This is a genomic window from Nesterenkonia sp. YGD6 (genome assembly GCF_022565895.1).
Taxonomy (GTDB): Bacteria; Actinomycetota; Actinomycetes; order Actinomycetales; family Micrococcaceae; genus Nesterenkonia.
In genome coordinates this window covers 214471-240549 of sequence record NZ_JAJOYY010000005.1, presented here as the reverse complement: position 1 = coordinate 240549, position 26079 = coordinate 214471, and the positions used below count along the sequence as shown (strand labels likewise).

The following is a 26079-nucleotide window of genomic DNA, read 5'->3' as shown; positions in this document are numbered from 1 at the left end:
CTCAGTCCCTCTCCATAGTCATGAGCTCCATGAGGCGCTCCTGGGTGGCGTCTTCCACGGGAAGCTGCCCGGTGATGCGGCCTGCGGACAGCGTGTAGACGCGGTCACACATGCCCAGCACCTCGGGCAGCTCTGAGGAGATGACGATGATCGCCTTCCCCGAGGCAGCCAGTTTGTTGATGATCGAATAGATCTCGTACTTCGCGCCGACGTCGATGCCTCGGGTCGGCTCGTCCAGGATCAGCAGCTCGGGCTCGGTGTAGAGCCACTTGCTCAGCACCACCTTCTGCTGGTTGCCTCCGGAGAGCTTGCCGATGACCGACATGACCGTCGGTGCCTTGATGTTCATCGAGGTGCGGTAGCGCTCGGCGACCGCGATCTCCTCGTTGTCGTTGATCCACCCTCGCGGGGCGACCCGCTTCAGCGCCGCCGCGGTGATATTGCGGCGAATGTCATCGATCAGGTTGAGCCCGTAGCGCTTGCGATCCTCGCTGACGTAGGCGATGCCCGCCTTGATCGCGTCCGCGACGCTGTCCACCTTGACCGGCTTCTTGTGCATATAGACGGTGCCGCTGATGTCGCGCCCGTAGGACTTCCCGAAGACGCTCATCGCCAGCTCGGTGCGGCCGGCGCCCATGAGGCCGGCGATGCCGACGACCTCCCCGGCGCGGACGTTCAGCGAGGCACCGTCGACGACCTTGCGTTCCCGCTGCGTCGGGTGGCTGACGTGCCAGTCCTCCACTCGAAAGACCTCCTCGCCCAGCGTCACATCGCGCCCCGGGTACATGTTCTCCATGTCCCGGCCGACCATGCCGCGGATGATCCGGCGAGTGAGATCCTCACCGTTGCGAGTGGCTTCGGCCATGTCGATGGTCTCCACGGTGCTGCCATCACGGATCACGGTGGTGGAGTCGGCCACCGCCGCGATCTCGCCGAGCTTGTGCGAGATGATGATGCAGGTGACACCTTCCTCCCGCAGATCTCGGATGAGACCGAGCAGGTGGGCGGAGTCATCGTCGTTCAATGCCGCCGTGGGCTCGTCGAGGATCAGCAGCTTGACGTTCTTGCTCAGTGCCTTGGCGATCTCCACCAGCTGCTGCTTGCCCACGCCGAGGTGGCCCACAGGGGTGACCGGGTTCTCACGCAGACCGACCTTGTCCAGCAGGGCCGCAGCCTCCAGATTGACCTCGTGCCAGTTGATGATTCCTGCGCGGCTCTTCTCGTTGCCCAGGAAGATGTTCTCCGCCACGGAGAGATGCGGCACCAGCGCGAGCTCCTGGTGGATGATGACGATGCCGAGAGCCTCGGACTCGTTGAGCGAGGAGAAGCTCACCTGTTTGGACTCGAAGTGGATCTCGCCCTCGTAGGTCCCCGCCGGGTGGACCCCGGAGAGCACCTTCATCAGGGTGGACTTTCCTGCGCCGTTCTCGCCACAGACCGCGTGGATCTCCCCCCGACGCACCTGAAGGTTCACGTCGTCCAGCGCCACCACCCCTGGGAACGTCTTGGTGATGGAGCGCATCTCGAGGATGTTCTCGTTCATGGGCCCTCCTTAGGACCTCTGCAGAAGGTCGGGCCCGGGGCTTCCACCCCGGACCCGACCGGTGAGACTGCTGAGCGGTGCTCAGCTCAGTGGTAGATCGGGCTCAGCGCCACATCAGGGTCACTGCTGGCCGGACTCGACCTGCTCCTCGGTGTAGTACTCGGAGTCCACGAGGATCTCCTCGTAGTTCTCCTGCAGGATCATCTCCACCGGCAGCAGGTAGGAGGGGATGACGGCGGAGCCGTTGTCGTAGCTCTCGGTGTCATTGGCCTCGGGCTCTTCCCCGTTGAGGAAGGTGTCCGCCGCGTTGACTGCCTGCTCGGCGAGCAGGCGGGTGTCCTTGAAGATGGTGGAGTGCTGCACGCCTTCGGCGATCAGCGAGACCGACGCGATCTCGGCGTCCTGACCGGTCACGATCGGCAGACCGTCTTCGATGGTGTCTCCCAGCCCGTCGCTGCGCAGGGCGTTGATGATGCCGCGGGAGAGCGGATCCGCCGGGGAGAGCACGCCGTGCAGCTCCTCCTCACCGCGGTAGGTGCTCGTGAGCAGGTTCTCCATGCGCTCCTGAGCGGTCTCCTGCTCCCAGCGCTGGGTGGCCGCCTGGTCGATCGTGGTCTGACCCGAGGGAACAGCGATGGTCTCATCCTCGATATAGGGCTCGAGCACGTCCATCGCGCCGTCCCAGAAGAACCGCGCGTTGTTGTCATCGAGGGAGCCGGCGAAGAGCTCAACGTTCAGCGTCTCCTCCGGGGCGTCCTCGGCGGGCTCGAAGTCCTCATCCAGGATTCCGAGGCCGTAGAGCAGCGCATTGGCCTGCTCCTGGCCCACGGCGAAGTTGTCGAAGGTGACGTAGAAGTCGACGTTCTCGCTGTTGGTGAGCAGTCGGTCGTAGGAGATCACCGGGATCCCCGCGGCATCGGCGGCGTCGAGCTGGCTGGTCAGCGCCGAGCCGTCGATGGAGGCGATGATCAGCGCGTCCATGTCCTGGGTGATCATCTGGTCGATCTGCTGCTGCTGGGTGGGGATGTCGTCGTCGGCGTACTGCAGGTCCGCGTTGTAGCCGAGCTCTTCCAGGCCGTCCTCCACGGCCGCGCCGTCGTTGAGCCAGCGCTCGTAGGTCTGCGTCGGCATCGACACGCCGACGGTCATGTCCTCGGGTGCGGCGTCTCCGCCGCCGGTGTCGTCTCCGCCTTCACTGCCAGCGCCGCCTCCCGCACATGCGGTGAGACCCAAAACCAGGGCGGCCGAGACGCCCAGCATCTTCATTGATCGGTTCTGCATGATTTTTTCCTCCTGGGTTTCGTGCCTGCCCCTGCGGTAGACACGTGGTGCGAATGAGTGGGTCATGTGCGCGCTGGGCTAGAGTCCCTGCGCAAGTCGGTGGTAGGCGGCATTGAAGCGCAGCTCTTTGGCGAACCCGCGGGCGGTGGTGGCCGCATCGATGATCGCCAGCTCCATCCCAGCGATCTCGGCCAGATCCTCGAAGGCCTGGACTCCGGCGCCGGTGGAGAGCACCGTGTGGTGCGCCGCCCCGGCGGTGAGCCAGCAGGTCGCAGAGGTCGCGAAATCTGGACGCGGCTCCCACACCGCACGGGCCACCGGAAGATTCGGCAGCGGCTCGTCCGGGGGAACCAGGTCCACCAGGTTCGCGGTGAGCCGGAAGCGTTCGCGCAGATCAGACATGGCGACGACGACGCCCTCGCCTGGATCGGTGTCGAAGACCATCCGCACCGGGTCCTCCCGGCCCCCGATGCCCAGCGGGTGGATCTCGATCCGCGGGGTCGACGTGGTCAGCGAGGGGCAGATCTCGAGCATGTGCGCACCGAGGATCTTCTCCTTCCCCGGGGTCATCTCGTAGGTGTAGTCCTCCATCAGCGAGGCACCCCCGGGCAGACCGTGCCCCATGACCTTCGCCGCGCGGACCAGCAGGGCGGTCTTCCAGTCCCCCTCCGCGCCGAAGCCGTAGCCGGCCGACATCAGCCGCTGCACGGCCAGCCCGGGAAGCTGGCGCAGCCCGCCGAGGTCTTCGAAGTTGGTGGTGAACGCGGAGAACCCGCCCTCTTGGAGGAAGGAGCGCATCCCGGCCTCCTGGCGGGCCGCGTAGGCCAGCGACTCCCGACGCTCACCGCCGGCCTGGAGTTCAGCGGCGACGTCGTAGTGGGCGTCATACTCGGCCAGCAGCGCCTGCACCTCTTCTTCGGACACGGCCTCGACGCGTGTCACCAGATCGTTGACCGCCCAGGTGTTGATCGAGGTGCCCAGCCGGATCTCGGCCTCGGTCTTGTCCCCCTCGGTGACCGCGACGTTGCGCATGTTGTCCCCGAACCGGCACACCCGCATGTTCTGAAGCGCGTTCCACCCGGCGGCGGCGCGCGCCCAGGTGCCCACCTCGGTCTGGACCCGGGGGTCGGTGCTGTGTCCGACCACGGTCTTCCGACGCACCCCGGTGCGTGTCGCGATGTAGCCGAACTCGCGGTCCCCGTGGGCGGCCTGGTTCAGGTTCATGAAGTCCATGTCGATCTGCCCCCAGGGCAGCGCCATGTTCGCCTGGGTATGGAAGTGCAGCAGCGGCTTGGCCAGCGCCTCGAGCCCGGCGATCCACATCTTCGCCGGGGAGAATGTGTGCATCCACACGATCACCCCGAGGCAGTTCTCATCGGCGTTGGCCGCCAACGCGGCGGTGCGGATCGCGTCGCGCTCGGTGAGCACCGGCTTCCACACGATCTCCACCGGGATCTGGTCCGCGCCGTCGAGGGCGGCGGTGACCTGCTGGGACTGCTCGGCGACCTGATCCAGGGTCTCGGGCCCGTAGAGGCCCTGGGAGCCGGTGAGGAACCAGATGGACCTGCCCTCGAAAGGCGAGGAAGCCGGGGTGTGGAAGCTCATGCGTGGTCCTTCTGTCCATAGACGTTCTGATACCGCGCGTAGAGCGCGTCGATCTGGTGCTGGGCGATCCGCTGCGGCTCCCCGTAGGCGCGGGCGAGGTGCACGGTGCGCGCGACCTCTTCACAGAGCACCGCCGCCTTCACCGCTTCCTTGGCATCACCGCCGATGGTGAAGGGACCGTGGCGGTCCATCAGCACCGCCTTCGACCGGGAGGCCTGGAGGGTCTCCACGATGCCGCGGCCGATGGAGTCGTCCCCGATCAGTGCGAAGGGCCCGACGGGGACGTCTCCGCCGAACTCATCGGCCATCATGGTCAGCACGCACGGGATCGCTTCGCCCCGGGCGGCCCAGGAGGTCGCATACGGGGAATGGGTGTGGACCACCCCGCCGATGTGGGGCATGTGCCGGTACACATAGGCGTGGGCGGCGGTGTCGGAGGAGGGGCTGAGCCCGATGGAGGTGTCATCGTCGACCTTGACCCCGTCCAGAGTGCAGACCACCATGTTCCCCGGGCTCAGCTCGTCATAGCTGACCCCGGAGGGTTTGATCACGAAGAGTCCCGAGGTCTCACCTGAGACGTGCTCCGAGGCGTGGGCGGCGAGCTCTTCGGCCTCTTCAGAGAGGTCCACCCGCGCCGAGACGTTGCCCGCGGTCCAGGCCACCAGGTCATTGCGGGGCAGCTCGGCATGCAGGCCGGCCACGGTCTCCCGGGCTGAAGCGATGGCCTCCCTGGCCGAGGCCGAGAAGGCGTTCAGATGCAGGGCGTTCATGCGCTGACCTCCTGGTGGTGTGCCCGGCGCCGGATGGCCTTGAGCCGACGCATCACGTCGTTGCCGCCGCGGCCGAAGTGGTCGTGCAGCGCGCGGTATTCGGCGTAGAGCTCGTCATATGCGGCGGCCGCCTCCGGCTGCGGGGTGTAGGCGTTCTTCCGGCGGCCGCCCATGACGGCGCCGGCGGCGGAGGCGTCCGGGTAGGCGCCCGCGGCGACCGCGGCGTGGATGGCCGAGCCCAGCGCGGGCCCCTGGGTGGAGACGATGGTCGAGATCGGAAGCCCGGTGATGTCGGCGTAGAGCTGCATCAGGAAGGAGTTGCGCAGCAGTCCCCCGGCGACGACGAGCTCGGTCACCGGGACGCCGGAAGCGTTGAATGCCTCGATGATGGTGCGGGTGCCGAAGGCGGTGGACTCCAGCAGGGCGCGGTAGCCGTCCTCAGGCTTGGTGGCCAGGGTCTGGCCGAGCACCAGCCCGGAGAGCTCGTGATCCACCAGCACCGAGCGGTTGCCCGAATGCCAGTCCAGGGCGACCAGTCCATGGGCGCCGACCGGCTGGGCCGCAGCCTTCTCGGTGAGCAGCTCGTGGACGCTCAAGCCGCGGGTCTCGGCCTCGGCGCTGACACTTCCCGGCACCTGGTTCTCCACGTACCAGGCGAAGATGTCGCCGACGCCGGACTGTCCTGCCTCATAGCCCCAGAGCCCGTCGGTGATGCCGCCGTGGACGGCGCCGCACATGCCCGGCACCTCGGCCAGGTGGTCTCCGTTCATCACGTGACAGGTGGAGGTGCCCATGATCGCGACCATCTGCCCGGGCGCCACAGCGTCGGCGGCCGGAGCAGTGACGTGGGCGTCCACATTCCCGACGGCGACGGCGATGCCCTCGGGCAGCCCGGTCCACTCCGCCGCGGTGGCGCTCAGCCCACCGGCACGCTCGCCGAGCTGGCCGATGCGGTGGTCGAGCTTCTCTGCCACGAAGCCGGAGAACTCCGGGTTCAGGGCGGCGAGGAAGCCGGCGTCCGGGTAGGTCCCGTCCTGGTAGATGCCCTTGTAGCCGGCGGTGCAGGCATTGCGCACGTATTCCCCGGTCAGCTGCCAGACGATCCAGTCGGCGGCTTCCACCCAGTGGTCCATCGCTGCGTAGATCTCGGGGTCCTCCTCGAGGACCTGCAGACCCTTGGCGAACTCCCATTCGGAGGAGATGAATCCGCCGTAGCGTCGGATCCAGGATTCCCCGCGAGAATGGGCCAGCTCATTGATCCGGTCGGCCTGGGCCTGGGCGGCGTGGTGCTTCCAGAGCTTCACGTAGGCGTGGGGCCGGTCGGCGTACTCGGGCAGCTCGCTCAGCGGGGTGCCCTCGGTCGTGGTGGGCACCATGGTGCAGGCGGTGAAGTCGGTGGCGATGCCGATGACCTTCTCGGCCGCGACCCCGGCCTGGCGCAGCGCCTCAGGCACCGCGGTCTTCAGCACGTCGACGTAGTCACCGGGCACCTGCAGCGCCCATTCCGGGGGCAGCGGCTCCCCGCGGTGCGCGGTGAGTCGGCTGTCCATGACCGCGTGGCCGTAGTCATGAACGGCGGAGCCGAGCTCTGCGCCGTCGCTGACCCGGACCACCAGGGCCCGTCCCGAGAGCGTGCCGTAGTCGACACCGATGACGACCGCGTCCGCAGCAGACATGGAACACCGTTCTTCCTTGCACTGGATCTGGCTCCGGGCCGGGCATGGCCGCGAGCTGCACGTGAACATGACCTGAGTCACGTGATCTACGTCTCAGCAATGTTAACGTTAACATCGCCTTGCGCGTCAAGACCTTCTCAAAATTTTTATTTCAGTCGCGGAAGGCGGTCGAACCGCGTGTGATCAGCTCCGGGGAGATGAAGTTCGGCACGTGGGTCAGCCCGTCGCTGACGTCGAGGAGCAGCTCCAGGGCCGCACGTCCGGCTTCTTCGAAGGGCTGGCGCACCGTGGTCAGCGGCGGGGAGAAGTACCCGGCGGCGTCGACGTCGTCGAACCCGACCACCGAGATGTCCCCCGGCACCGAGAGCCCGCGCTCGGCCAGCGCGCGGATCAGGCCCAGCGCGATGAAGTCGTTGGAGGCGAAGATCGCGTCGGGCAGTCGAGCCTCGCTGAAGAGCTGCTGGGCGGCGTCGTAGCCGGCCTCCGCTGTCCAGCCGGAGGACCGGATCATCCGTGGTGCGCTGAGATCCGCGACGGCGAGCGCCTGCCGCCACCCGACCACGCGACCGCGGGCGTCGAACCAGTCCATGGGTCCGGCGATATGCGCGATCGACTTGTGCCCGCGATCGATCAGGTGCTGGGTGGCGCGGCGCGCGCCGAGTTCCTGGTCGATGCCGGCGACGTTCATGTTCCCGGCGGGCCACAGCCCGGAGGTGACCAGCACCAGCGGGACCCGGGTGGAGAGCTGCTTGGCCGCCTCGGCCAGGGCCGGCACCGGGGTGATCACCACGATCCCCTCGATCCCGTGGCTGAGGAAGAAGTCCAGCGTGGAGTCCACCGTCTCGGCGCGCTGATCGCGGACCACGCTGAGCGCGGTGGCGTAGCCGCGCTGCCGTGCCGCGTTCTCGATGGCCCAGGTCATCCGGGTGGGCCCGAAGTCGGTGTCGCCCTGGCTGACCACGCCGATCAGCCCGGTGCTCTGGGTCTTCAGCGCCCGGGCCTGGCTGTTGCGCCGGTACCCCAGGGCCTGCATGGAACGTTCGATCCGCTCCCGGGTGTCCGGGTGCACCGTCTCCGGGGCGTTGAGCACGCGGGAGACGGTCTGGTGGGAGACACCGGCATGCTTGGCGACGTCGATCATCGAAGGCCGCCTGGCACCTTTGCGCTTCGCCCCGTTCACCCAGCGGCTCCTCTCCCCCTGCTCGAGATGATCCTGCCACATCCGCGCACCGGGTCGACCCGCCCCACGTCCAGTCGACGCTCCCTGCTCGGAACGAGGCTCCAGTACGCTGATCCGTGGTCACGCTCACCATTCGTAGAAGGAGAACATCATGGCAGGTCCGATCGTCGTCGGTGTGGACGGAAGTCCGACAGCCCAGCGCGCTGCCCAGAAGGCCCGCGATCTCGCGCTGAAGCTCGATGTCGCGCTGCACGTCGTGTCCGCACACACCGATGCCACCATCGAGCACGTGAACAGCGGCTCGGACCAGTGGGTGGTCTCGGGCACCGACAACGCGCTCTACATCGCCGAGCAGGTGGTCCGGGGTCTGCGCACTCCGGGGTTGAAGATCAGCGCGGGGTCAGCTCAGGGCAAGCCCGCGGAGGCGCTCATCGACTACGCAGAGAAGGCCGGCGCGCAGCTGATCGTGGTGGGCAATCAGCGCATGCGCGGCGCCCGTCGCGTTCTGGGCAGCGTGGCGAATTCGGTGTCCCACACCGCAGGCTGCGACGTCTACATCGCCAATACGTATGGCGACTGAGAACGGCGGACCAGCACAGATCAGCACGCCATGAGTTCCACCGTGCCTGCCGTGCAGCGCATCGTCTGCGTCCCCGACTCCTTCAAGGGCTCCGTCAGCGCGGCGCAGGCCGCCGCGGCGATGGCCCGCGGAGCACGCCAGGTCTTCGGAGCGGCAGAGATCCTCGAGCTGCCCTTCGCCGACGGCGGCGAGGGCACCTTGGAGGCGCTGCTCGCCGCGTGGGGGCGCGCGCCGGAGACCGTGGAGGTCCGTGACGCGCTGGGTCGACCGGCGACCGCGCAGTATGGACGCTCCGCCGACGGACGCACCGGAGTGATCGAGGCGGCCCAGGGCAACGGGCTCCCGCAGGTCTCCGACGTGGCGCCGCAGCCGCTGCGGGCCGACACCTTCGGGGTCGGGCTCATCGCTCGGGAACTGCTGGCCGATCCTGCCTGTACCGAGATCCTGCTCTGCATCGGCGGATCGGCGAGCACCGACGGCGGCACGGGGCTGCTGCGCGCTCTGGGCGCCGAATTCCTCGACGCCGCTGGAGCCCCGGTGGCTCCCGGCGGTGCGGGCCTGGGGAAGATCAGCGCCGTGGACCTCAGCGGGCTGGACCCCAGGGCGAGCCAGGTGGGCTGGCGGATCGCCGTGGACGTGGAGAACCCGCTGACCGGCGAGCGCGGGGCCGCGACGGTGTTCGGGCCCCAGAAGGGCGCGACGGCAGCGGAGGTCGGCCTCCTGGACGCCGGTCTGAGCCATCTCGCCCAGGTGCTGGGCGAGATGAGCGGCGCGGAGCCTCAGCGGCTGCGCGAGACCCCTGGCTTCGGCGCCGCCGGCGGAACGCCGGTGTGCCTGGCCGTGCTGCTCGGTGCCGAGGTCCTTCCCGGCGCGCAGATGGTGGCCGAGGCGCTGGACCTGCAGGAGACCCTCGCCCGGGCCGATCTGATCATCACCGGAGAAGGCTCCCTGGACGCACAGTCCCTCGACGGGAAGGTGGTCCAGGCGGTGCGCGGCTATGCCCCGCACGACGCGGCGGTGCTGGTGATCGCCGGCGCAGTCCAGCTCAGCGCGGAGCAGTGCCGCGCCGCGGGGCTGACGGCCGCGTTCTCGATCGCCCCGGGCGCGGCCTCGCTGCAGGATCTGCTGCGCCGAGCACCGGAGCTGATCGAAGACACGGCGGCCCAGGCCTGCGGGCTGCTGAGTCACAGCCTTTCGTGAGACCCCGTCTTCGCTGAGGCGCAGGTGCGCCTGGAGGCGGCGTCCCGCTCAGATCACAGGTGTGTCTGGACGTCTGCCTCGGCGCGGAGATCTTCGACATGGTCCAGGGCTGCCTCATTGCGGGCCTGATCGGTGGCGTCCGCCTCGAGGTCATCGCGCACCTCGTCGAAAGGTGGGATCTCGGCCGCTTCCTCACCCTCGGCGCCTTCAGCACCCTCAGCGCCTTCCTGGGCGGCGACGGCCTCGTCATAGGTCTCGCGGAGCTCCTCCTCTGAGGGCTCCGGGACCTCCAGCTGCGCGAGCACCTGGTTGATCAGGACCTGGCTCTCGGCGTCCTCAGTCAGCTGCTCCTCGTCCATGCCCTGCTCTTCATAGGCCTCGATGAACTCTTCGGAGGAGCCCATGCCTGCGGTCTCGGCGGCGTCGGCGATGAGCGCGTCGATCTCCTCCTCGGAGGCCTCGTAGCCCTCGTCCTCGGCGTCCTGGAGCAGAAGCTCGTTGCCGATCATCGATTCCAGAGTCTGCTCCTTGAGCTGATCCTGGTCCGGCTCCTCGCCGGTCATCTGGGACTCCATCGCCATCTGCTGGAACTGGGACTCATAGAGCACGGTGAAGTCCTCGCCGGTGATCTCTTCGCCGTTGACCTCGGCCACGACCTCCGGAACGTCAGAGGTGTCAGCCTCAGGCAGCTCGGGCTGCTCGCCGTCGGCGCCCTGCTCCGGGCTCTCGGCGCCCGCTTCGGCGCTCTGCTCCTGCGCGCTCGCATCGTCGTTCTCTGCGGCGGGTGCATCACTGCATGCGGCCAGGGCCAGCACGCCGGCCAGGGCGAAACCTGTGGTGATCATCTTCATCGACAAGGCAAGGACCTCCTCATTGGTAGTCGAGCGCGAAACGTAGCACGCGCAGCCCAACGCCGGGACCAGCCTGTACTCAGCTGGAGTTCAGGCCGACGATGAAGGTCCAGGTCAGGCGTCCGGCTCAGGCCAGCACCGCGAGGAGGCCCAGGATGCCGAGCACCACAACGGCCAGCGTCGTGACCAGCACCGCCGGCACGTCCGCCTCCACCCGCTCCGCCGCGATGCCCCGGGACTGCCGCGAATACCGCCGCCGCTGGGTGAGGTAGATGGCGCCGGCGACGACGGCGCAGCTCAGCGTCAACCCCACGGTCCAGAACCCGTAGTGCGGCAGCCAGCGCAGGAAGACCGCTCCGACCAGCGCGAAGAGCATCATCGTCCGGCCCCAGGAGAGCACCGTGCGCTCGGGCTGCAGGCCCGGATCCGCGTGCATCGGCGCCGCCGGGGACATCAGTCCAGCACCACCAGCACGATGACCACAGCCATGGCGACCCCGGAGGCGAAGCTCAGCAGCGGGATGATCAGCGGCATCGGCAGCGGATGCCCCAGACGCATGCTGCGCTCCACGTTGAGCCAGCGCATCGCCGCGCCCACGCTGATCAGCAGTCCCACGCTGATCGTCAGCACCGAGACCACGGTGCGGTAGGGATCGGCGAACACATCGGCGGCGAAGGCCTCCACAGCCACGCCTCCGGCGAGGAACGCCAGGGCGGTGCGGATCCAGGCCAGGAAGGTGCGTTCGTTGGCGAGGGTGAAGCGTGGGTCTGGCTCCTGGCCGTGTGCCAGCAGGCGAGAGCTCAGTCGTCCCCGCGGTGGATCCTCGCTCAAGGGGTCTTGGCTCACTGAGCCTCCTGCTCGCTGGTCCTGGTGCTGCATCACTGCGTCGGCGAGCCCAAGTCTTTCACAGCGGCGAGAACCCCGACCGAGCTGTCTGGTTCAGACGCCGGCCTTCACGGACCCCTCCACCACGAGGTGATTCATCTTCTTGGCGATCATCGCGATCCCCCTTCTCGGGGCGGGCCTTGAGCCCGGGCAGGAAGGCCTTGACCATGTGCAGAGTGCCCCAGAAGTTCACGTCCAAGACGCGTTCGATGACCTCGAGGTCGAGGTCCTCCACGGGGACGGAGGGCTGGATGATCCCGGCCACATTGATCAGCCCGTCCACGGGCCCATGGGCCTGAGTGATGAGTCCGGGAAGCTCGTCCACAGCCTCGCGGTCGACGATGTTCACCATGTGCGTGCTGAGCCGCCTCCCGGCCTGGGCCTCTCGGGCGCGTCTGCGCCGCCAGCAGATGGCGCTCGATAAACCCTGTCGCGCCTGAGCCTGCCGGTTCAGCCGCGCGGCTTCATCCGCGTGTTGGGCAGCTCCGGGGCCGGCAGCGGCGCGGCCTGACCGGGTGGAAAGTCCCCGAACTGCGGGAACATCCGGCCGTCGTCGTAGTGGGCCTCGGCCAGCGCATCGCGGAGCCTCCCGTGCACCGGGTTCCCCAGCGCCCCGGCGGGAACCGGGATCTGGTGCTCCGAACCATCGGCCCGGGCCGCCCGTTCAGTGGTGCCGCCCTCCGTGGCGCCGCCTCTGTCGTCACCTGCGTCGCCCCCTGTGTCGTCGCCGTCGGGAGCGTGTTCAGCCGCACCCACATGGTCGCGCAGCGGTGAACCCTCCGCCGGTGGCTCGAAGCCCATCTCGGCCTGGTAGGCGCTGCGGAAGGCCGCGATCTCCTCGTGGCTGCGCCCGACGAAGTTCCACCACATCACGATCTGCTCGCCCAGGGGTTCTCCGCCGATGAGCAGGGCCAGGACCGGCTCGTCCAGGGCCTCCACCCGCAGCGTGGTGGCCCCGACCTCGGTCACCGCCAGATGATCCTCCCCCACCAGGGCGCCGTTCAGCCGGACCGCGCCAGAGATCCGCAGCAGTCCGTGCTCGTGGGCCGCGGGAACCTCGATCTGAAGCACCGTGCCGGGCTCGAGCCGCAGCTGGGCCCCGGTCAGCGGGATATAGGTCTTCACCGGCGAGCGCCGGCCCAGCAGCTCACCGAGGAACACCTGAGCCTCCCAGCCCGGCCCTTGGACCGGCTCCGGGCGATGGGTCTCCAGCGACGGCTCCACGAATCGATGCGCATCGGGGAAGGCGTACCAGAGCTGGGCGCCGTGCAGGACTGCGGTGTCCGCAGAGGAGTACTCCGAATGGCTGATCCCGCTGCCGGCGTTCATCAGCGCCACTTCGCCGGGGCGCACGGTGGCCCAGTTTCCGGCGGAGTCCATGTGGTCGATCCGGCCTTCGAAGAGCCAGGAGACGGTGGCCAGCCCGGTGTGCGGATGCCGCGGCACCCGCATGGGCGTGGCCTCGGTGAGATCGTCGGGGCCGTAGAAGTCAAGGAAGCACCATGCCCCGACGAGTGAGCGGGCTCGCTGCGGCAGGGTGCGGCGCACGGTCATCGCCCGCGGACCGCCCAGCGGGACCGTGCGCGGCTCGAGCAGCTCGACTCCGTCCTGGGCGCGGGTCACACCGTCACGCAGACCCTCGAAGGTGTAGGGCCCGTTGATGCAGACCTGTTCCTGGGGCTCGCGCTCGGTGGTGCTCATCGCCGTCTCCTCATCCTGATGACCGGGTTCGAAGTCGAGTATTTCAATATTGAATCAATAAGCCCAGAGTTTCCGCTCCAGGCGCAGGGCGTCAGTCGTCGGTGACGGTGACCTCGACCTTGGTGTTGCCGCGGGCGGCCTTGGAACAGGGGCAGAAGGCGTGGGCCTTCTCCGCGATCGCCTCCGGCTGCCGCGGCGAATCCGCGGCACCGCCGGTCATCCCCATGGAACACCAAGCCACTGTTACTGGCACAATGGAACACCGTGCGAACTACCGATGCCGTCTGGCTTGCCCCTGGCGAGCCACAAGAGATCCAATCTGACCTGGTCAGCCGCTTCCAGCAGGAGTATGGCCGGGCAGCTTCTGGTACCTGGTTCGCCCCGGGCCGAGCCAATCTCAACGGCGAGCACATCGATTTCCACGCCGGCCGCTGCCTGCCGATGGCCCTGGCCCACGGCACCTACGTCGCCGCGGCTCCGCGCACCGACGGCCAGCTTCGGCTGCGCACGCTGGACGCCTCACTCGACGACGGGATCACCACGGTGACCCCGGACCAGATCGGACCCGCCGCGGCCGCCTCCGGACAGGATGCTTCGGGGCATTGGAGCCACTACGTCTCCGGGGTGCTCTGGGCGCTGCGCGAACTGGGCAGGTCCCAGCCGGCATTTGCGGTCGATGCGGACTTCGGCGCCGATCTGCTGGTGGTGTCCACGCTGCCCATCGGCGGAGGGCTCTCCTCCTCGGCTGCCCTTGAATGTGCCTCGATCCTCGCGTTCCTCGCTCTGGGCACTCCGTTCGGCCAGGACAATCCTCTGCAGGATCTCAACGCCGCGCTGACCCGGGAGAACCGCAAGGACCTGGCCGCCGCCTGCGTGCGGGCCGAGGTGGAGGTCGTCGGCGCCGGCACCGGAGGCCTCGATCAGACCGCAGCGATGCGCGCCCGCCCGGGCAAGGTGCTCTCGCTGGACTGCCGGGACTTCAGCGTCACCCCGCTGGACATCGGCTGCATCCTGCGCGGCTACCGACTGATCGCGGTGGACACCGGAGAGGCGCATCGGCTTGCCGACGGCCAGTTCGGGGATCGTCGGGCAGACGCCGAGGCCGCGACGCGCCTGCTGGGTCTCGACCGGCTCCGTGATGCGCTGCCCGAGCAGCCGCGCAAGGCCGATGTCTCCCACGTGCTCGAGGAGTTCGATCGGCTCGCGGAACAGCTGGAGACCCTCGACGGTCGCAGCGTCGAGGCCTGCCGGCGTCGGCTTCACCATGCCCTGACCGAGATGGTGCGATCCGAGAAGCTGCATCACCTGCTCTCGGGGGAGGCCTACGGCGTGCGTCACATCGCCTCCACGGTCGGAGACATCCTCACTGCCGGACATATGAGCATGCGCGACGACGCGGAGGTCTCCTTCGACATCGCCGACCTCGTGGTGGAGACCGCGCTGGCCCAGGGCGCCGAAGGCGCCCGGCTGATCGGCGGTGGCTTCGGCGGCTCGGTGCTGGTGCTGATCACCCCCGCGGCGATCCCCAAGCTCACCGCGGCGCTGGAGCGCATCAGCCGCCGCATCCGGCTGCTCGACGTCGCACCCTCCGCCGCGGCCCAGGCACTGTGACCTCGCCCCAGACCGCCCGCGGCACCGGAATCGCCGGTCGCGCCGCTGATCCGTGCGCCCGATGAACTCCACGCGCACGGTGCTGCTGACCGGTTTCGAGCCCTTCGCCGGGATGGACCACAACCCCTCCTGGGACGTGGTCGCCGAGCTCTCCGAGGCCGCTGGGCGAGGCGCTCTGCGGGCCCAGGAGGTCCACGGCGACGTCACGGTGCGCACGGCGCTGCTGCCGGTGGAGTTCCACGTCAGCGCCGAGCTCCTGCTCGAACAGATGGCCGTCGCCGCACCGGACCTGGTGATCTCCGTGGGCCTGGCAGCCGGCACGGAGGCGGTGCGGCTGGAGCGGGTCGGCCTGAATCTGCGCGACGCCCGGATACCGGATAACGCCGGGCATCAGCCCACCGAGGAGCCCGTCGTGCCGGGCGGGCCTCCGGCCTTGTTCGCCACCCTGCGGCTCAAGGCCGCCCACGCCGCGATCAGCGGCGCAGGAATCCCCGTGGCGCTCTCGCTCAGCGCGGGCAGCTTCGTGTGCAACAGCCTGCTCTATACGCTGCTGCACGCGGCCCCGGCATCCGTGCCCGCCGGCTTCGTCCATGTCCCGGATCTGTCCCGCGCGGGATCCCCGGTGAGCCGCGCGCAGGCCGCGCGAGCCGTGGACCTGCTCATCACCGAGTCGCTGCACCAGGGACCCGATCTCCAGGTGCCCGCCGGCCTGCTGCACTGAGCTCCGGCGCTGCCCGGCCAGGGTTTACCTCCTGCCCAGCTCATTTTCAGAGATACTTCCTAGACTCCAGGTCAGGACGCATTTCCCATCCACCCGGTACGGCTCTGCCAAGCGAGGTGCACGAATGTCATCTCATCCCGCACGTCCCACTCACCGGGAGCTGGATCACCCGGCCCCCGAACCCGCATCCGCGCGCGCCCCTGAACTCGGACGGTCCAATTCCGACGCCACCGTAGCGATCACCTTGGGCGTCGGCATCGGGGTGATCGTCTTTCTCCTGGTCCTGCCCTACCTCGGCGGCATCTGACCCAGCGCCGGGCAGCCGCTGTGAATCCCCCGAGGATCCCGGTGGATTCACCTCGCCGCTTCGGAGAGTCCCCTGGTCACGACTGACTGCCGGTACGCTGACAGGCTGTGAGCACCAGCAAGAAGTCCGCGGCCAAGAAGCCTGTCGGCAGATCCTCGGTTCCGACCAGGAAGAAGAGCGCGACGGCGGCGCGACGACCCTCCTCTCCCGCTCCCCGGGCCGGCACAGGATCACGGGCCGGCACAGCCTCGCGAAACGGTGTGAGCTCGCGCAGTGTGGGCTCGCGCGGCGGGTCATCCCGTGCTCCGTCTCGGCCCTCGGGGAAGTCCGGCTCCCGCAGCACCCGACCCAACGGCAGCCCGAGGCCCAACCGAGGCCCCCGGTCAACCGGCAGGACCCGGTCCGCGTCCGCACAGCGGAAGCAGCCCAGCGCCCTGCGGCGCATCGCCGGGGACTGGGGCCGGTATCTCTGGGCAGCGGTCGTCACCGTGGTCATCGCCGCGCTGCTCTTCGAGTTCACCATGATCTGGACCATCGGGGTGGGCTTCTACATGCTGGCCCTGGGTGAGTTCACCGGCCTCTGGATGTTGGTGGGCGGCTACGCGATGGCCTGCACCCCGGCCGCCTTCGGACTGCTCATCGCCACCGGCCAGTTCTGGAAGTCCCTGACCCATTCACTGTGGATCGGACTGCTCTACGGCACGCTGGGATTCACCTTCATCGATGTCATCCTCGGCTCCTTCTGAATCCTCGTCCGAGTCAGCAGAACCCTCGGCGGAGAATCTCGGGAATCCCTGAGACCCTGACAGTCACCAGATCACTTCTCCGGGAGGCCCGTCATGTCCGCACGATCCACATCGGCTGCTGCATCCCCACGGTTCGACCTCTCCGGGCGGGTCGCGCTGGTCACCGGGGCCACTCGTGGCGCCGGACGCGCAATCGCTCGTGAGCTCGCCGGCGCCGGGGCCGTTCTCTACTGCACCGGCCGCTCGTCCCCAGAGGCGCCGTCTGACTACGGCCGTTCCGAGACCGTGGAGGAGACTGCGCGGCTGATCTCCGACGCCGGCGGGACGGCGCATCCGGTGATCGTGGATCACCTCGAGATCGAGGCGGTCCGCGCCCTGATCGCGCGGATCGACGAGAATCACGGGCGTCTGGACATCCTGGTCAATGACATCGGCGGGGAAGCCTATGTGGAGTTCGGCAAGGCGCTGTGGGACTACGACCTCGCGGCGGGGAAGAAGCTCTTCGACACCGGATTCACCACTCATCTGAACACCAGCCACAGCGCCCTGCCGCTGCTCATCCGCAATCCCGGCGGCCTGGTGGTGGAGGTCACCGACGGGACCCGCCGCTACAACGCCTCCCACTTCCGGGAGAACGCCTTCCTCGACCTGACCAAGACCGCAGTGGATCGACTGGCTTTCGCCCAGGGCCATGAGCTGGCGCCCCATGGCGGGACCGCCGTCTCGGTCTCCCCCGGCTGGCTGCGTTCAGAGATGATGCTCGACGGTTTCGGGGTGACCGAGCAGACCTGGCGCGCCGCCGCAGAGGCCAACCGCGGGAAGACCGAGGTGGTGCCGCCGTATGAGTTCGTCATCTCTGAGACCCCGGCGATGCTCGCCCGCGGCATCACGGCCCTGGCCGCAGACCCGGCGCGGGCCGGGTGGAACACCAGGTCGACCAGTTCCTTCGAGCTGGCTCAGCACTATGAGCTGACCGACGTCGATGGGTCCCGGCCAGACGCCTGGAGCTTCATCACGGAGATGGAGACCACCGACGCCGCACAGCTCGAGGCCTCGCAGTACCGCTAGAAGTCGCGGGCCATGTCCTGGAAGCGGGCATAGTGGCCCTGGAACGCCACCGTGATGTCCCGGGTGGGACCGTTACGGTTCTTCGCCACGATGATGTCGGCCTCGCCGGCGCGCTCGGTCTCCTTGTCATAGACCTCAGGGCGGTGCAGCAGCATGACCATGTCCGCATCCTGCTCGATCGAACCGGATTCACGCAGATCGGAGACCTGCGGCTTCTTGTCCGGACGGGACTCGGACCCGCGGTTCAGCTGGGAGAGGGCGATGATCGGGACATCAAGCTCCTTGGCGAGCAGCTTCAAGGTACGGGAGAACTCGCTGACCTCCTGCTGGCGCGACTCGACACGTTTGCCCGAGGAGAGCAGCTGCAGATAGTCCAGCACCACGAGCTTGAGGTTGTGACGCTGCTTGAGCCGGCGGCACTTGGCCCGGATCTCCATCAGCGACATGTTCGGGGAGTCATCGATGAACAGCGGCACGTCATTGAGCCGGTCCACCGCCTCGGACATCTTCTCCCAGTCCTCATCACGGATATTGCCCTTGCGCAGGTCGGAGAACAGGATCCGGGACTCTGCGGAGAGCAGACGCATCGCGATCTCGTTGCGCCCCATCTCCAGGGAGAAGAAGGCTGCGGTCATCTTGTTGTTCACCGCGGCGGCGCGGGCGAAGTCCAGCGCCAGGGTGGACTTACCCATGGCCGGACGAGCGGCGATGATGATCATCTGTCCGCCGTGGAAGCCATGGGTCAGGTCATCGAGTTCGCGGAACCCGGTGGGGATGCCGGTGAGTCCCCCGTCGTGGGCGGAGTTGGTCTCGATCTCGTCGATCGTGGGGCCCAGGATCTCGGAGAGTGAGACATAGTCCTCGCTCTGCCGGTTCTCCGCCACGTTGTAGATCTCAGACTGCGCCTGGTTGACGATGCCCTCGACCTCACCGTCGGCGGTGTGTCCGAGCTGGACGATCTTGGTGCCGGCGTCGACGAGTCGGCGCAGGATGGCGCGCTCGCGCACGATCTCCGCGTAGAAGCCGGCGTTCGCCGCGGTGGGCACCGACTGGGCCAGGTTGTGCAGGTACGCCGGGCCGCCGATGCGCTGAAGTTCGCCGCGCTTGGTCAGGTGATCCGAGATGGTGACCACGTCGGCGGGCTCGCCGCGGCCGTAGAGATCGATGATCGCGTCGTAGATCAGCTCATGCGCGGGTCGGTAGAAGTCCGAGCCGCGCAGAACCTCCACGACGTCGGCGATGGCGTCCTTGGAGAGCATCATGCCGCCGAGCACTGACTGCTCCGCCACCATGTCCTGCGGGGGCGTGCGGGAGTCCACCCCCGCGGGGGATCCGGTGTTGTAGAGCTCGGTAGTCACCCCTCCACGATACTCGGTGCACGCAGTCCTTCGACCACCGCATCCAGCCAGGTGCGCATCGTCTCGCGAGCCTGTGGAGTATCGGGATAGCGGCAGCGCAGATGCAGTCCTGTCTCGTTGACCACGAACCAGATCATCACCCCGTCGGTCTGGACCACCGCGGAGACGTGCTGAGCATTGAGCGCCTCGTCCACATTGATCGGCAGTCGGCGATGATCCAGCCAGCTCATCGCGAACATCCCCGGCTCGGCGGGCATCCCGCCGTAGGGCCGCATGATCGGTGCCATCGGATGCGAGCCCAGCCGGATCGCCTCCTTGACCGCCTGATAGCTGCCGCGCAGGCTGTCGTCTTCGTTCTCCAGGACCGCATTGGTGATGAACCAGCCCACCGAGTCGAACCAGCGCGGCTCATCGCGGCTGTGCACCGGGAAGACCGTGCGCAGCGGCTGGTCGCCCAGCTCGCGGAAGATCCGGGTCATCACCGAGACCGCGACGGCGATCAGCCTGACCCCCTCTTCCCTGGCATGGGCCTCGAGCTTGTTGAGCTCCGCGGAGTCCAGCACGTCGCGGACCTCGACCTTCTCACTCACCGGCAGCGAGATATCCCCCAGCGGCAGCGGGAAGGTCGGCATCACTCCACCTCCGGCCTCCAGGATTTCTCGCCACCGGGTGACGATCTCCTCTGGGGGAAACGGCTTGGCCTCCATCGCGGTGGTGTGCGCCGCGAAGGACTCCGGCACCGGGAGCTCATGTGCCGCGGGACGGCCGGCCCGCAGGTTGTTCAGAACGGCGTTGAAGTCCCGCACCAGCACCAGCAGGGACCAGGCGTCGACGTGGGCGTGGTCAGAGCCGATGACGATCTGTGGTGACCCGGCGGTGTCCCGCACAGCCGCGGATTCTCCGTCGTCGATCACGCAGAGCCGGTGCGACGGCGTGCCGAATGGATCGCAGACGGCGTCGAAATGAGCGCGCAGGGCGGCCTTGACCTCCGCCGCGTTGAGCTGGTCGCTCGGCGCGGCCAGGTGTGCGGTCTTCAGCGCCGCACCGCGATCCACGCTGAAGCTGATCGGGCGGCGCGGCCGCTCGGGAGCAGAGAGCTGCTCCCAGGTGCCGGGCAGCATCGCGACCTCGCGCAGCAGCAGGTCACTGACCGGTCCGCCGGAATCTCCGCCAGGCCCGGTGTTGGAGTGATGCGTGTCACTGCGGCGCGGGGAATGCTCGGGCCGCCAGTCGAAGACCGTGCGCAGCGTCCCGTGGCGCTGGATCACCACCTGCCAGGCGGCGGCGATCTCGTCCAGGGAAGCCGGACCGTCGAGCTGGAAGGACACCGCCATCCAGGATCCGGGTCTGGACCCGAAGCTGACATGGCGGTTCTGGTCGAACGACACCGGGAGCCCGCCGGGGGGATCGGCGGCCGGCACCCCGGCCCCCGGGAGTCCCGCCCCGAAGCCGACGTCGGAGGTCCGCCTCGCCGCATCGTCGACGGCGAGCTGGGCCACCACCGAGTAGCTGGACAGACGTCCGGGCCTGGCGTGCATCTGTGCCACATTGGTCAAGCGCATACGGCGTAGTGTAGATGGCGTTCAGTTCGCCTGGATGTTTCCAGCGCAACTTGTTGTTCACCTGAGACTCAGGAGTCGAAGACCGTGGGGCTTTTCCAGACAGCCGGGGCGAAGCTCGCCTATGAGATCTCCGGCGACGGTCCGATCTTCGTCCAGCTGCACGGGCTGACCTCTTGTGCCTCGCGCGAGCAGCGCGCCGGTCTGGACATGACGCTCAGCCTCGAAGACTGCCGAGTCCTTCGCTACGACGCGCGGGGACACGGCTCCTCCACCGGGCGCGCCGTGCCTGAGGACTATGTCTGGCCGCGGCTCGCCGATGACCTGCTCGAGCTGCTCGATGAGCTCGCCCCCGGACAGAAGGTGCACGCCGCGGGACCCTCGATGGGCGCCGCGACGCTGCTCTATGCCGCGCTGCGCGATCCCGACCGTTTTGCCACGCTGACCCTGATGGTGCCCCCCACCGCGTGGGCCACCCGTGCCGGGCAGGCGGCGACCTACCAGAAGTCGGCCGAACTGGTGGAGGATCACGGGATCGGGGCCTTCGTGCGGGTGGGCCGACAGGTGCTTCCGCCGCCCGCCCTGGCGGACCGGCCGAAGGAGCGCGTCCCGGCAGTCAGCCAGGAGCTGCTGCCCTCGATCTTTCGCGGGGCCGGGGTCAGCGATCTTCCCGGTGCTGAGCAGATCGGCGAGCTCTCGGTTCCCACGCTGCTCCTGGCCTGGGTGGATGACTACGCACACCCGGTCTCCACCGCTGAGAAGCTGCACCAGCTGATCCCGAACTCGCAGCTGCAGATCGCCGAGACCCCGGAGGAGCTGGGTACCTGGCCGCGCCGGGTGTCACGGTTCATCGCCGCACACCCCGTGTGAGGCCCAGGCCTGTGGCGGAGATCGGATCGCCGGGGGACGCAGCAGGATCACGAGCCATGAGCGCGTGATCCCCTTCCCTTGGCCGGTCTCCCGGCGACCCGATGTGCCTTCAGATCCTGCCGCTCGGCCTCCTGCAGCGGAGCGCAGAGGTGCGGGGACCAGGATCTCCTCGGATTCTCCGAGGCCTCGGACACGTCGACCACGGGACGGCCGGCGAAACGCTTCCCGGCCCCGTGTCTCCGCTCCCGCCGCTGACTGCGGCGCCGCGTGAATGCGCGCTGGGCGGGGCCCAGCCAATATTCACGTCCGAGGGACTTTCCACACTTTAGGTCCCGAGCCCGGCAGGGGCAATAGAGCGAAATGCTGCTGCCTGTGGAGTAAATGTGGACTATGCGGCGTGTCTTGTGCACAACATGTGCAGGAAGCTGTGGATAACAGTTGGATAACCCGTGGATATCTCCACTGAGGTGCAGTTTTGTAGCAACTCACCTGTGCACGGAGGAATAGAGATACCAGTTTTTCCACCATTCCGTCGCCTTGCCGTAACCCCGCCGTTAGGTGTATGGCCCCTCCGTCGCCCTGTTTTCCACAAGTTGTCCACACCCTGGTGAGAACCCGTCCAGCAGATCCCCAGCTCCCAGCGGGTAGCGTGGGGAGACCAACCCCCGAGGAGCCACCCGGTGCAAGAATCGATCAACACGTACCTCCGCGAGGTCCTCAAGGAGTCCAGCGCGGATGTCAGCGGCAAGCTTGCCGCCTATATCCCCCGGCTGCGCGACGCCGATGAGAACCTGCAGGCGCTGGCCCTGGCGACCGCAGACGGCCAGGAATGCTCCGCCGGCGACGACGAGCACCTGTTCACCATCCAGTCGATCTCCAAACCCTTCGTCTATGCCCTCGCGCTGGATGACATCGGCCTGGACCGGGTACGCGAGATGGTCGGCATGGAGCCCTCCGGGGAGGCCTTCAACGAGCTCTCCCTCGAAGGCGGCACCGGGCGCCCGCTGAATCCGATGATCAACGCCGGGGCCATCGCGACGCACCACCTGGTGGACCACACCAGCCATGAGGAGCATCCCGGTGGCCGGGACAGCGCGTCGCGCACCTCAGAGGTGCGCAGCCGGACCACCCGGATCCTCGACGGCATGTCGGCCTTCGCCGGACGCGCACTCGAGATCGACTGGGACGCGGCGGAGGAGGAGTACTCCACGGCATACCGCAACATGGCGATCGCCCACATGCTGAAGTCCCACGGCTCGCTGGACACCGAGCCCGATGAAGCCGTCCGCGGATACATCGACCAGTGCTCGATCCTGGTCAACGTCAAAGACATCGCCCGGATGGCCGCCACGCTGGCGAACAACGGAATCAACCCGGAGAACGGTCAGCGCGTGGTCTCGGCCGAATCTGCCCGCACCACCTTGGGGATCATGGCGACCTGCGGCATGTACGACGCTTCGGGACGCTGGCTGACCCAGATCGGCATTCCGGCGAAGTCAGGGATCTCCGGCGGCATCATCGGGGTGCTCCCCGGCCAGGTCGGGATCGCCTCCTTCGCGCCGCGGCTCAATGACGAGGGCAGCAGCGTCCAGGGCGTGGCGATGTTCCAGCACCTCTCCAACGAGCTCTCGCTGCATCTGATGAGCAATGAGCGGATCAACGTCATCGAGGAACTGGAACGCCGCAGCTGAGCTGAACCTTCAGGCTCAGCCGCCGCCGGCCACCCCGAGTCCTCGGGCTCGGACCAGGGTCAGGCGGCGGCCCCTCTGCCGCCTCCTGGGACGGGGTCTCGGCCTTCAGCGCGCCGTCGGACCAGCACCGCGTGCGTAGGCGCCTCAGGGGTGCTCTGCGGGGCGCGGGCGGCCACCTCTCGCCGCAGGACCGGGACGACCTCCTCCCCCAGCAGGTCGATCTGCTCCAGCACGGTCTTCAGCGGCAGACCGGCGTGGTCGATGAGGAAGAGCTGACGCTGATAGTCCCCGGCGTAGTCGCGGAAGCTCAGCGTGCGCTCGATGACCTGGTCGGGGGTGCCCACGGTCAGCGGGGTCTGCGCGCTGAAGTCCTCCAGCGAGGAACCGCCGCCGTAGACCGGCGCCCGGTCGAAGTAGGGCCGGAACTCGCGGATCGCATCCTGGGAGTTCCGGCGCATGAAGACCTGACCGCCGAGTCCCACGATGGCCTGCTCGGCGGGCCCGTGGCCGTAGTGCGCGTAGCGGGAGCGGTAGAGGTCGATCATCCGCCCGGTGTGCTCCTTGTTCCAGAAGATGTTGTTGTGGAAGAAGCCGTCCCCGTAGTACGCCGCCTGCTCCGCGATCTCCGGGGATCGGATGGACCCGTGCCAGACGAAGGGCGGGATGTCGTCGAGGGGACGCGGCGTGGAGGTGAATCCCTGCAGCGGAGTGCGGAAGCGCCCGGAGAAGTCGACCTCGGTCTCACGCCAGAGCCGGTGCAGCAGCGCGTAGTTCTCCACCGCCAGCGGGATCCCTGCGCGGATGTCCTTGCCGAACCAGGGGTAGACCGGGCCGGTGTTCCCACGTCCCAGGGTCAGGTCGACCCGCCCCTGGGCAAGATGCTGGGCAAAGGCGTAGTCCTCGGCGATGCGCACCGGATCGGTGGTGGTGATCAGCGTGGTCGCCGTGGAGAGCTGGATCCGGTGCGTCTGCGCCGCCAGGTAGGCCATGAGGATCGGCGGGTTGGCCGGCGCCACGAAGGGCGGGTTGTGGTGCTGGCCGACCGCGAAGACGTCGAGTCCGACCTCTTCGGCGCGTCTGGCGATGGCCACCAGCGAGTTGATGCGCTCGTGCTCGGTGGAGACCCGACCGGTGCTCGGATCCGGTGTCATGTCGCCGATGCTGAATACGCCGAACTGCATGGCTGCTCCCTGCGCCGTCCTGGGTGACCCTGCCGTGCCGGCCACTGATTGAAATTTGTACGACATCAACCATAACCGGCACCCGCCATTCGGCATTCCCCGCTCCGGAGGCCCGCCAACCTTCGGAGAATGCGCCCGCGGCGCGAGAAAGCCCCGGCCTCCTGAAGGAGTCCGAGGCTTTCTCAGGTCTCAGCCGCGAACGGCTGGGATGCTGCGTGCTGCTTACTTCGAGCCGACGACCTGAAGGTCGAGGGTCGCTGAGACATCAGCGTGCAGGCGGACAGTCGCCTTGTAGTTGCCGACTGCCTTGATGCGTGCGGGGATCTCGACGGTGCGCTTGTCGATGGAGCCCAGGCCGGAGGCCTCGACTGCATCGGCGATCTGTGCGGAACCGACGGTTCCGAACAGGCGACCGGAGTCGCCGGTCTTCACAGTGATCTTCACGGGGGCAGACTGCAGCTTGGTGGCCACTGCCTGTGCTTCCTCGACCGTTGCGATCTCGCGAGCCTTGCGAGCGGAGCGCAGGCGCTCCACATCCTTTTCGCCGCCCTTGGTCCAGGCCATTGCGAAGCCACGCGGCAACAGATAGTTGCGTGCGTAGCCGCTTTTGACGTCGACCACATCTCCGGAGGCGCCGAGACCGGTCACTTCCTGAGTCAGGATGAGCTTTGCCATGGGTTGTTCCTTTCCTTCCCAGTCAGTCCTGGATCAGCCGCGGCCTGCGCCGGCGTACGGCAGCAGTGCGACTTCGCGAGCGTTCTTGATCGCCTGGGCGATCTTTCGCTGCTCCTGGACAGTCACGCCGGTCACCCGGCGTGCGCGGATCTTGCCTCGGTCGGAAATGAACTTCCGCAGCAGAGCGGTGTCCTTGTAGTCGATGACCGTGATGTCAGCAGCCTTCAGCGGGTTCGCCTTGGGCTTTGGCTTCTTGAGTTCAGCCTTTGCCATCGTGGTGCTCCTTTTCATTCTCGGAGCCCGCACCTGTGGGATGCGGGATGGTGAATAGTGTGTGAGTTCAAGCCGCTGTTCGCGGGCTTGAGGAGCGCGTGGCGCTTCTCAGGCTCAGAACGGTGGCTCGTTGTTGTCAGGGGTGCCCCAGCTTCCGCCGCCGGAGGGCTGGCCGCCCCACGGATCCTGCGGAGCGGAGTCGTTGCTCCACCCGCCGGAGCCGCCGGATGACGCGCCGCCGCCGGAGCCTCCTCCACCGAAGCCGCCGCCGGAGGCCGCGCCGGCGTTGCCGCCGGTGTTGCCTCCGCCGAAGCCGCCTCCGCCGCTCGGACGGCCGCCTTGGCCGCCGCTCGAACGCTGGACGCTGGCAGTCGCAAAGCGCAGCGAGGGACCGATCTCATCGACGTCGAGCTCCCAGGAGGTGCGGTTCTCCCCCTCCTTGGTCTGGAACGACCGAGCCTTCAGGCGGCCCTGCGCGATCACGCGGGTGCCCTTGGTGAGTGACTCAGCGGCGTTCTCTGCGGCTTCACGCCACAGGGAACAGCGGACGAAGAGAGTCTCTCCGTCCTTCCACTCGTTTGCTTGACGGTCGAAGAACCGCGGCGTAGACGCGATGGCAAAGTTGGAGACCGCGGCACCCGAAGGGGTGAAGCGGAGCTCTGGATCTGCCGTCAGGTTGCCTACAACGGTGATGATGGTCTCGCCGGCCATGGAAGTGCTCCTTGGTTGCTGGTTCGCCCTGACAGG

28 protein-coding genes are annotated in these 26079 nt (G+C 67.9%); 9 read left to right on the top strand and 19 right to left on the bottom strand.

Going from position 1 to position 26079, the window contains the following annotated elements:
* Position 1 precedes the first annotated feature (1 nt).
* From mmsA to LTI14_RS09960, 6 genes are all read right to left on the bottom strand, one after another.
* On the bottom strand, positions 2-1543 hold the full coding sequence (gene mmsA, locus LTI14_RS09985; protein ID WP_241465722.1) for a multiple monosaccharide ABC transporter ATP-binding protein: 1542 nt from the start codon (positions 1541-1543) through the stop codon (positions 2-4).
* A gap of 120 nt (positions 1544-1663) precedes the next feature.
* A complete protein-coding gene (chvE, locus tag LTI14_RS09980; RefSeq protein WP_241476404.1) occupies positions 1664-2824 on the bottom strand; it encodes a multiple monosaccharide ABC transporter substrate-binding protein in 1161 nt (386 codons plus the stop codon).
* A 78-nt stretch (positions 2825-2902) separates the two neighbouring features.
* Positions 2903-4429, bottom strand: coding sequence for an L-arabinose isomerase (gene araA, locus LTI14_RS09975; RefSeq protein ID WP_241465720.1), 1527 nt, complete (start codon positions 4427-4429; stop codon positions 2903-2905).
* Positions 4426-5199: an L-ribulose-5-phosphate 4-epimerase gene (locus LTI14_RS09970; protein WP_241465719.1), complete on the bottom strand. Its 774-nt coding sequence runs from the start codon at positions 5197-5199 to the stop codon at positions 4426-4428. Before LTI14_RS09970 ends, araA begins: the two co-directional genes overlap by 4 nt.
* Complete coding sequence (araB, locus tag LTI14_RS09965; protein WP_241465718.1) at positions 5196-6875, bottom strand: ribulokinase; 1680 nt, start codon at positions 6873-6875, stop codon at positions 5196-5198. The genes LTI14_RS09970 and araB overlap by 4 nt, the downstream gene beginning before the upstream one ends.
* Before the next feature lie 151 nt (positions 6876-7026).
* On the bottom strand, positions 7027-8055 hold the full coding sequence (locus LTI14_RS09960; RefSeq protein ID WP_241470778.1) for a LacI family DNA-binding transcriptional regulator: 1029 nt from the start codon (positions 8053-8055) through the stop codon (positions 7027-7029).
* Between the two features lie 151 nt (positions 8056-8206).
* Here LTI14_RS09960 and LTI14_RS09955 point away from each other — a divergent pair, with 151 nt between their 5' ends.
* Together LTI14_RS09955 and LTI14_RS09950 are read left to right on the top strand one after the other, a co-directional pair.
* Positions 8207-8635 (top strand): universal stress protein, encoded by a 429-nt coding sequence (locus tag LTI14_RS09955; protein ID WP_241465716.1) that lies wholly within the window; start codon positions 8207-8209, stop codon positions 8633-8635.
* A gap of 30 nt (positions 8636-8665) precedes the next feature.
* Entirely contained in the window at positions 8666-9835 is a 1170-nt protein-coding gene (locus LTI14_RS09950) for a glycerate kinase (protein ID WP_241476403.1), read from the top strand.
* A gap of 53 nt (positions 9836-9888) precedes the next feature.
* Here LTI14_RS09950 and LTI14_RS09945 read toward each other — a convergent pair whose 3' ends face one another.
* The 6 genes from LTI14_RS09945 to LTI14_RS09920 form a co-directional block, all read right to left on the bottom strand.
* Positions 9889-10686 carry a SurA N-terminal domain-containing protein gene (locus LTI14_RS09945; protein WP_241476472.1) on the bottom strand — a complete coding sequence of 266 codons (798 nt, stop codon included), beginning with the start codon at positions 10684-10686 and terminating at the stop codon, positions 9889-9891.
* A 127-nt stretch (positions 10687-10813) separates the two neighbouring features.
* On the bottom strand, positions 10814-11140 hold the full coding sequence (locus LTI14_RS09940) for a DUF202 domain-containing protein (RefSeq protein ID WP_241465713.1): 327 nt from the start codon (positions 11138-11140) through the stop codon (positions 10814-10816).
* Positions 11140-11565 (bottom strand): YidH family protein, encoded by a 426-nt coding sequence (locus LTI14_RS09935; protein WP_255728112.1) that lies wholly within the window; start codon positions 11563-11565, stop codon positions 11140-11142. Before LTI14_RS09935 ends, LTI14_RS09940 begins: the two co-directional genes overlap by 1 nt.
* A gap of 25 nt (positions 11566-11590) precedes the next feature.
* Complete coding sequence (locus tag LTI14_RS09930; RefSeq protein ID WP_274616134.1) at positions 11591-12025, bottom strand: SDR family NAD(P)-dependent oxidoreductase; 435 nt, start codon at positions 12023-12025, stop codon at positions 11591-11593.
* Positions 12022-13272, bottom strand: coding sequence for a pirin family protein (locus tag LTI14_RS09925; RefSeq protein ID WP_241476402.1), 1251 nt, complete (start codon positions 13270-13272; stop codon positions 12022-12024). Before LTI14_RS09925 ends, LTI14_RS09930 begins: the two co-directional genes overlap by 4 nt.
* A 91-nt stretch (positions 13273-13363) precedes the next feature.
* Entirely contained in the window at positions 13364-13498 is a 135-nt protein-coding gene (locus LTI14_RS09920; RefSeq protein WP_304653871.1) for a hypothetical protein, read from the bottom strand.
* Between the two features lie 38 nt (positions 13499-13536).
* Between LTI14_RS09920 and LTI14_RS09915 the strand changes: the two genes are divergently transcribed.
* From LTI14_RS09915 to LTI14_RS09905, 3 genes are all read left to right on the top strand, one after another.
* A complete protein-coding gene (locus LTI14_RS09915) occupies positions 13537-14883 on the top strand; it encodes a galactokinase (RefSeq protein WP_241476401.1) in 1347 nt (448 codons plus the stop codon).
* A gap of 61 nt (positions 14884-14944) precedes the next feature.
* Entirely contained in the window at positions 14945-15604 is a 660-nt protein-coding gene (locus LTI14_RS09910; RefSeq protein ID WP_241465709.1) for a pyroglutamyl-peptidase I family protein, read from the top strand.
* 124 nt (positions 15605-15728) lie between these two features.
* Positions 15729-15911, top strand: coding sequence for a hypothetical protein (locus LTI14_RS09905; protein WP_241465708.1), 183 nt, complete (start codon positions 15729-15731; stop codon positions 15909-15911).
* A 76-nt stretch (positions 15912-15987) separates the two neighbouring features.
* Here the strand turns inward: LTI14_RS09905 and LTI14_RS09900 are convergent, their stop codons facing one another.
* Entirely contained in the window at positions 15988-16407 is a 420-nt protein-coding gene (locus LTI14_RS09900) for a hypothetical protein (RefSeq protein ID WP_241476400.1), read from the bottom strand.
* Between LTI14_RS09900 and LTI14_RS09895 the strand changes: the two genes are divergently transcribed.
* Entirely contained in the window at positions 16400-16657 is a 258-nt protein-coding gene (locus LTI14_RS09895) for a hypothetical protein (protein WP_241476399.1), read from the top strand. The genes LTI14_RS09900 and LTI14_RS09895 overlap by 8 nt on opposite strands.
* A 93-nt stretch (positions 16658-16750) precedes the next feature.
* Positions 16751-17725: an SDR family oxidoreductase gene (locus LTI14_RS09890; protein ID WP_241465705.1), complete on the top strand. Its 975-nt coding sequence runs from the start codon at positions 16751-16753 to the stop codon at positions 17723-17725.
* On the opposite strand, the gene dnaB is transcribed toward LTI14_RS09890, so the two are convergent.
* Together dnaB and LTI14_RS09880 are read right to left on the bottom strand one after the other, a co-directional pair.
* Complete coding sequence (gene dnaB, locus LTI14_RS09885) at positions 17722-19083, bottom strand: replicative DNA helicase (RefSeq protein WP_342357750.1); 1362 nt, start codon at positions 19081-19083, stop codon at positions 17722-17724. The two genes, LTI14_RS09890 and dnaB, sit on opposite strands and share 4 nt — an antisense overlap.
* Positions 19080-20645, bottom strand: a complete 1566-nt coding sequence (locus LTI14_RS09880; RefSeq protein ID WP_241465704.1) for a peptide synthetase — start codon at positions 20643-20645, stop codon at positions 19080-19082. The genes dnaB and LTI14_RS09880 overlap by 4 nt, the downstream gene beginning before the upstream one ends.
* An 84-nt stretch (positions 20646-20729) precedes the next feature.
* Here LTI14_RS09880 and LTI14_RS09875 point away from each other — a divergent pair, with 84 nt between their 5' ends.
* Together LTI14_RS09875 and glsA are read left to right on the top strand one after the other, a co-directional pair.
* On the top strand, positions 20730-21512 hold the full coding sequence (locus tag LTI14_RS09875) for an alpha/beta fold hydrolase (RefSeq protein WP_241476398.1): 783 nt from the start codon (positions 20730-20732) through the stop codon (positions 21510-21512).
* 680 nt (positions 21513-22192) lie between these two features.
* Positions 22193-23203 (top strand): glutaminase A, encoded by a 1011-nt coding sequence (gene glsA, locus LTI14_RS09870; RefSeq protein WP_241465702.1) that lies wholly within the window; start codon positions 22193-22195, stop codon positions 23201-23203.
* A gap of 59 nt (positions 23204-23262) precedes the next feature.
* Here glsA and LTI14_RS09865 read toward each other — a convergent pair whose 3' ends face one another.
* From LTI14_RS09865 to LTI14_RS09850, 4 genes are all read right to left on the bottom strand, one after another.
* Complete coding sequence (locus LTI14_RS09865) at positions 23263-24384, bottom strand: LLM class flavin-dependent oxidoreductase (protein WP_241476397.1); 1122 nt, start codon at positions 24382-24384, stop codon at positions 23263-23265.
* Between the two features lie 222 nt (positions 24385-24606).
* Complete coding sequence (gene rplI, locus LTI14_RS09860) at positions 24607-25059, bottom strand: 50S ribosomal protein L9 (RefSeq protein WP_241465700.1); 453 nt, start codon at positions 25057-25059, stop codon at positions 24607-24609.
* 33 nt (positions 25060-25092) lie between these two features.
* Positions 25093-25332 (bottom strand): 30S ribosomal protein S18, encoded by a 240-nt coding sequence (gene rpsR, locus LTI14_RS09855; RefSeq protein ID WP_036475751.1) that lies wholly within the window; start codon positions 25330-25332, stop codon positions 25093-25095.
* Positions 25333-25446: 114 nt separating this feature from the next.
* Positions 25447-26043, bottom strand: coding sequence for a single-stranded DNA-binding protein (locus LTI14_RS09850; RefSeq protein ID WP_241465699.1), 597 nt, complete (start codon positions 26041-26043; stop codon positions 25447-25449).
* Positions 26044-26079 lie beyond the last annotated feature (36 nt).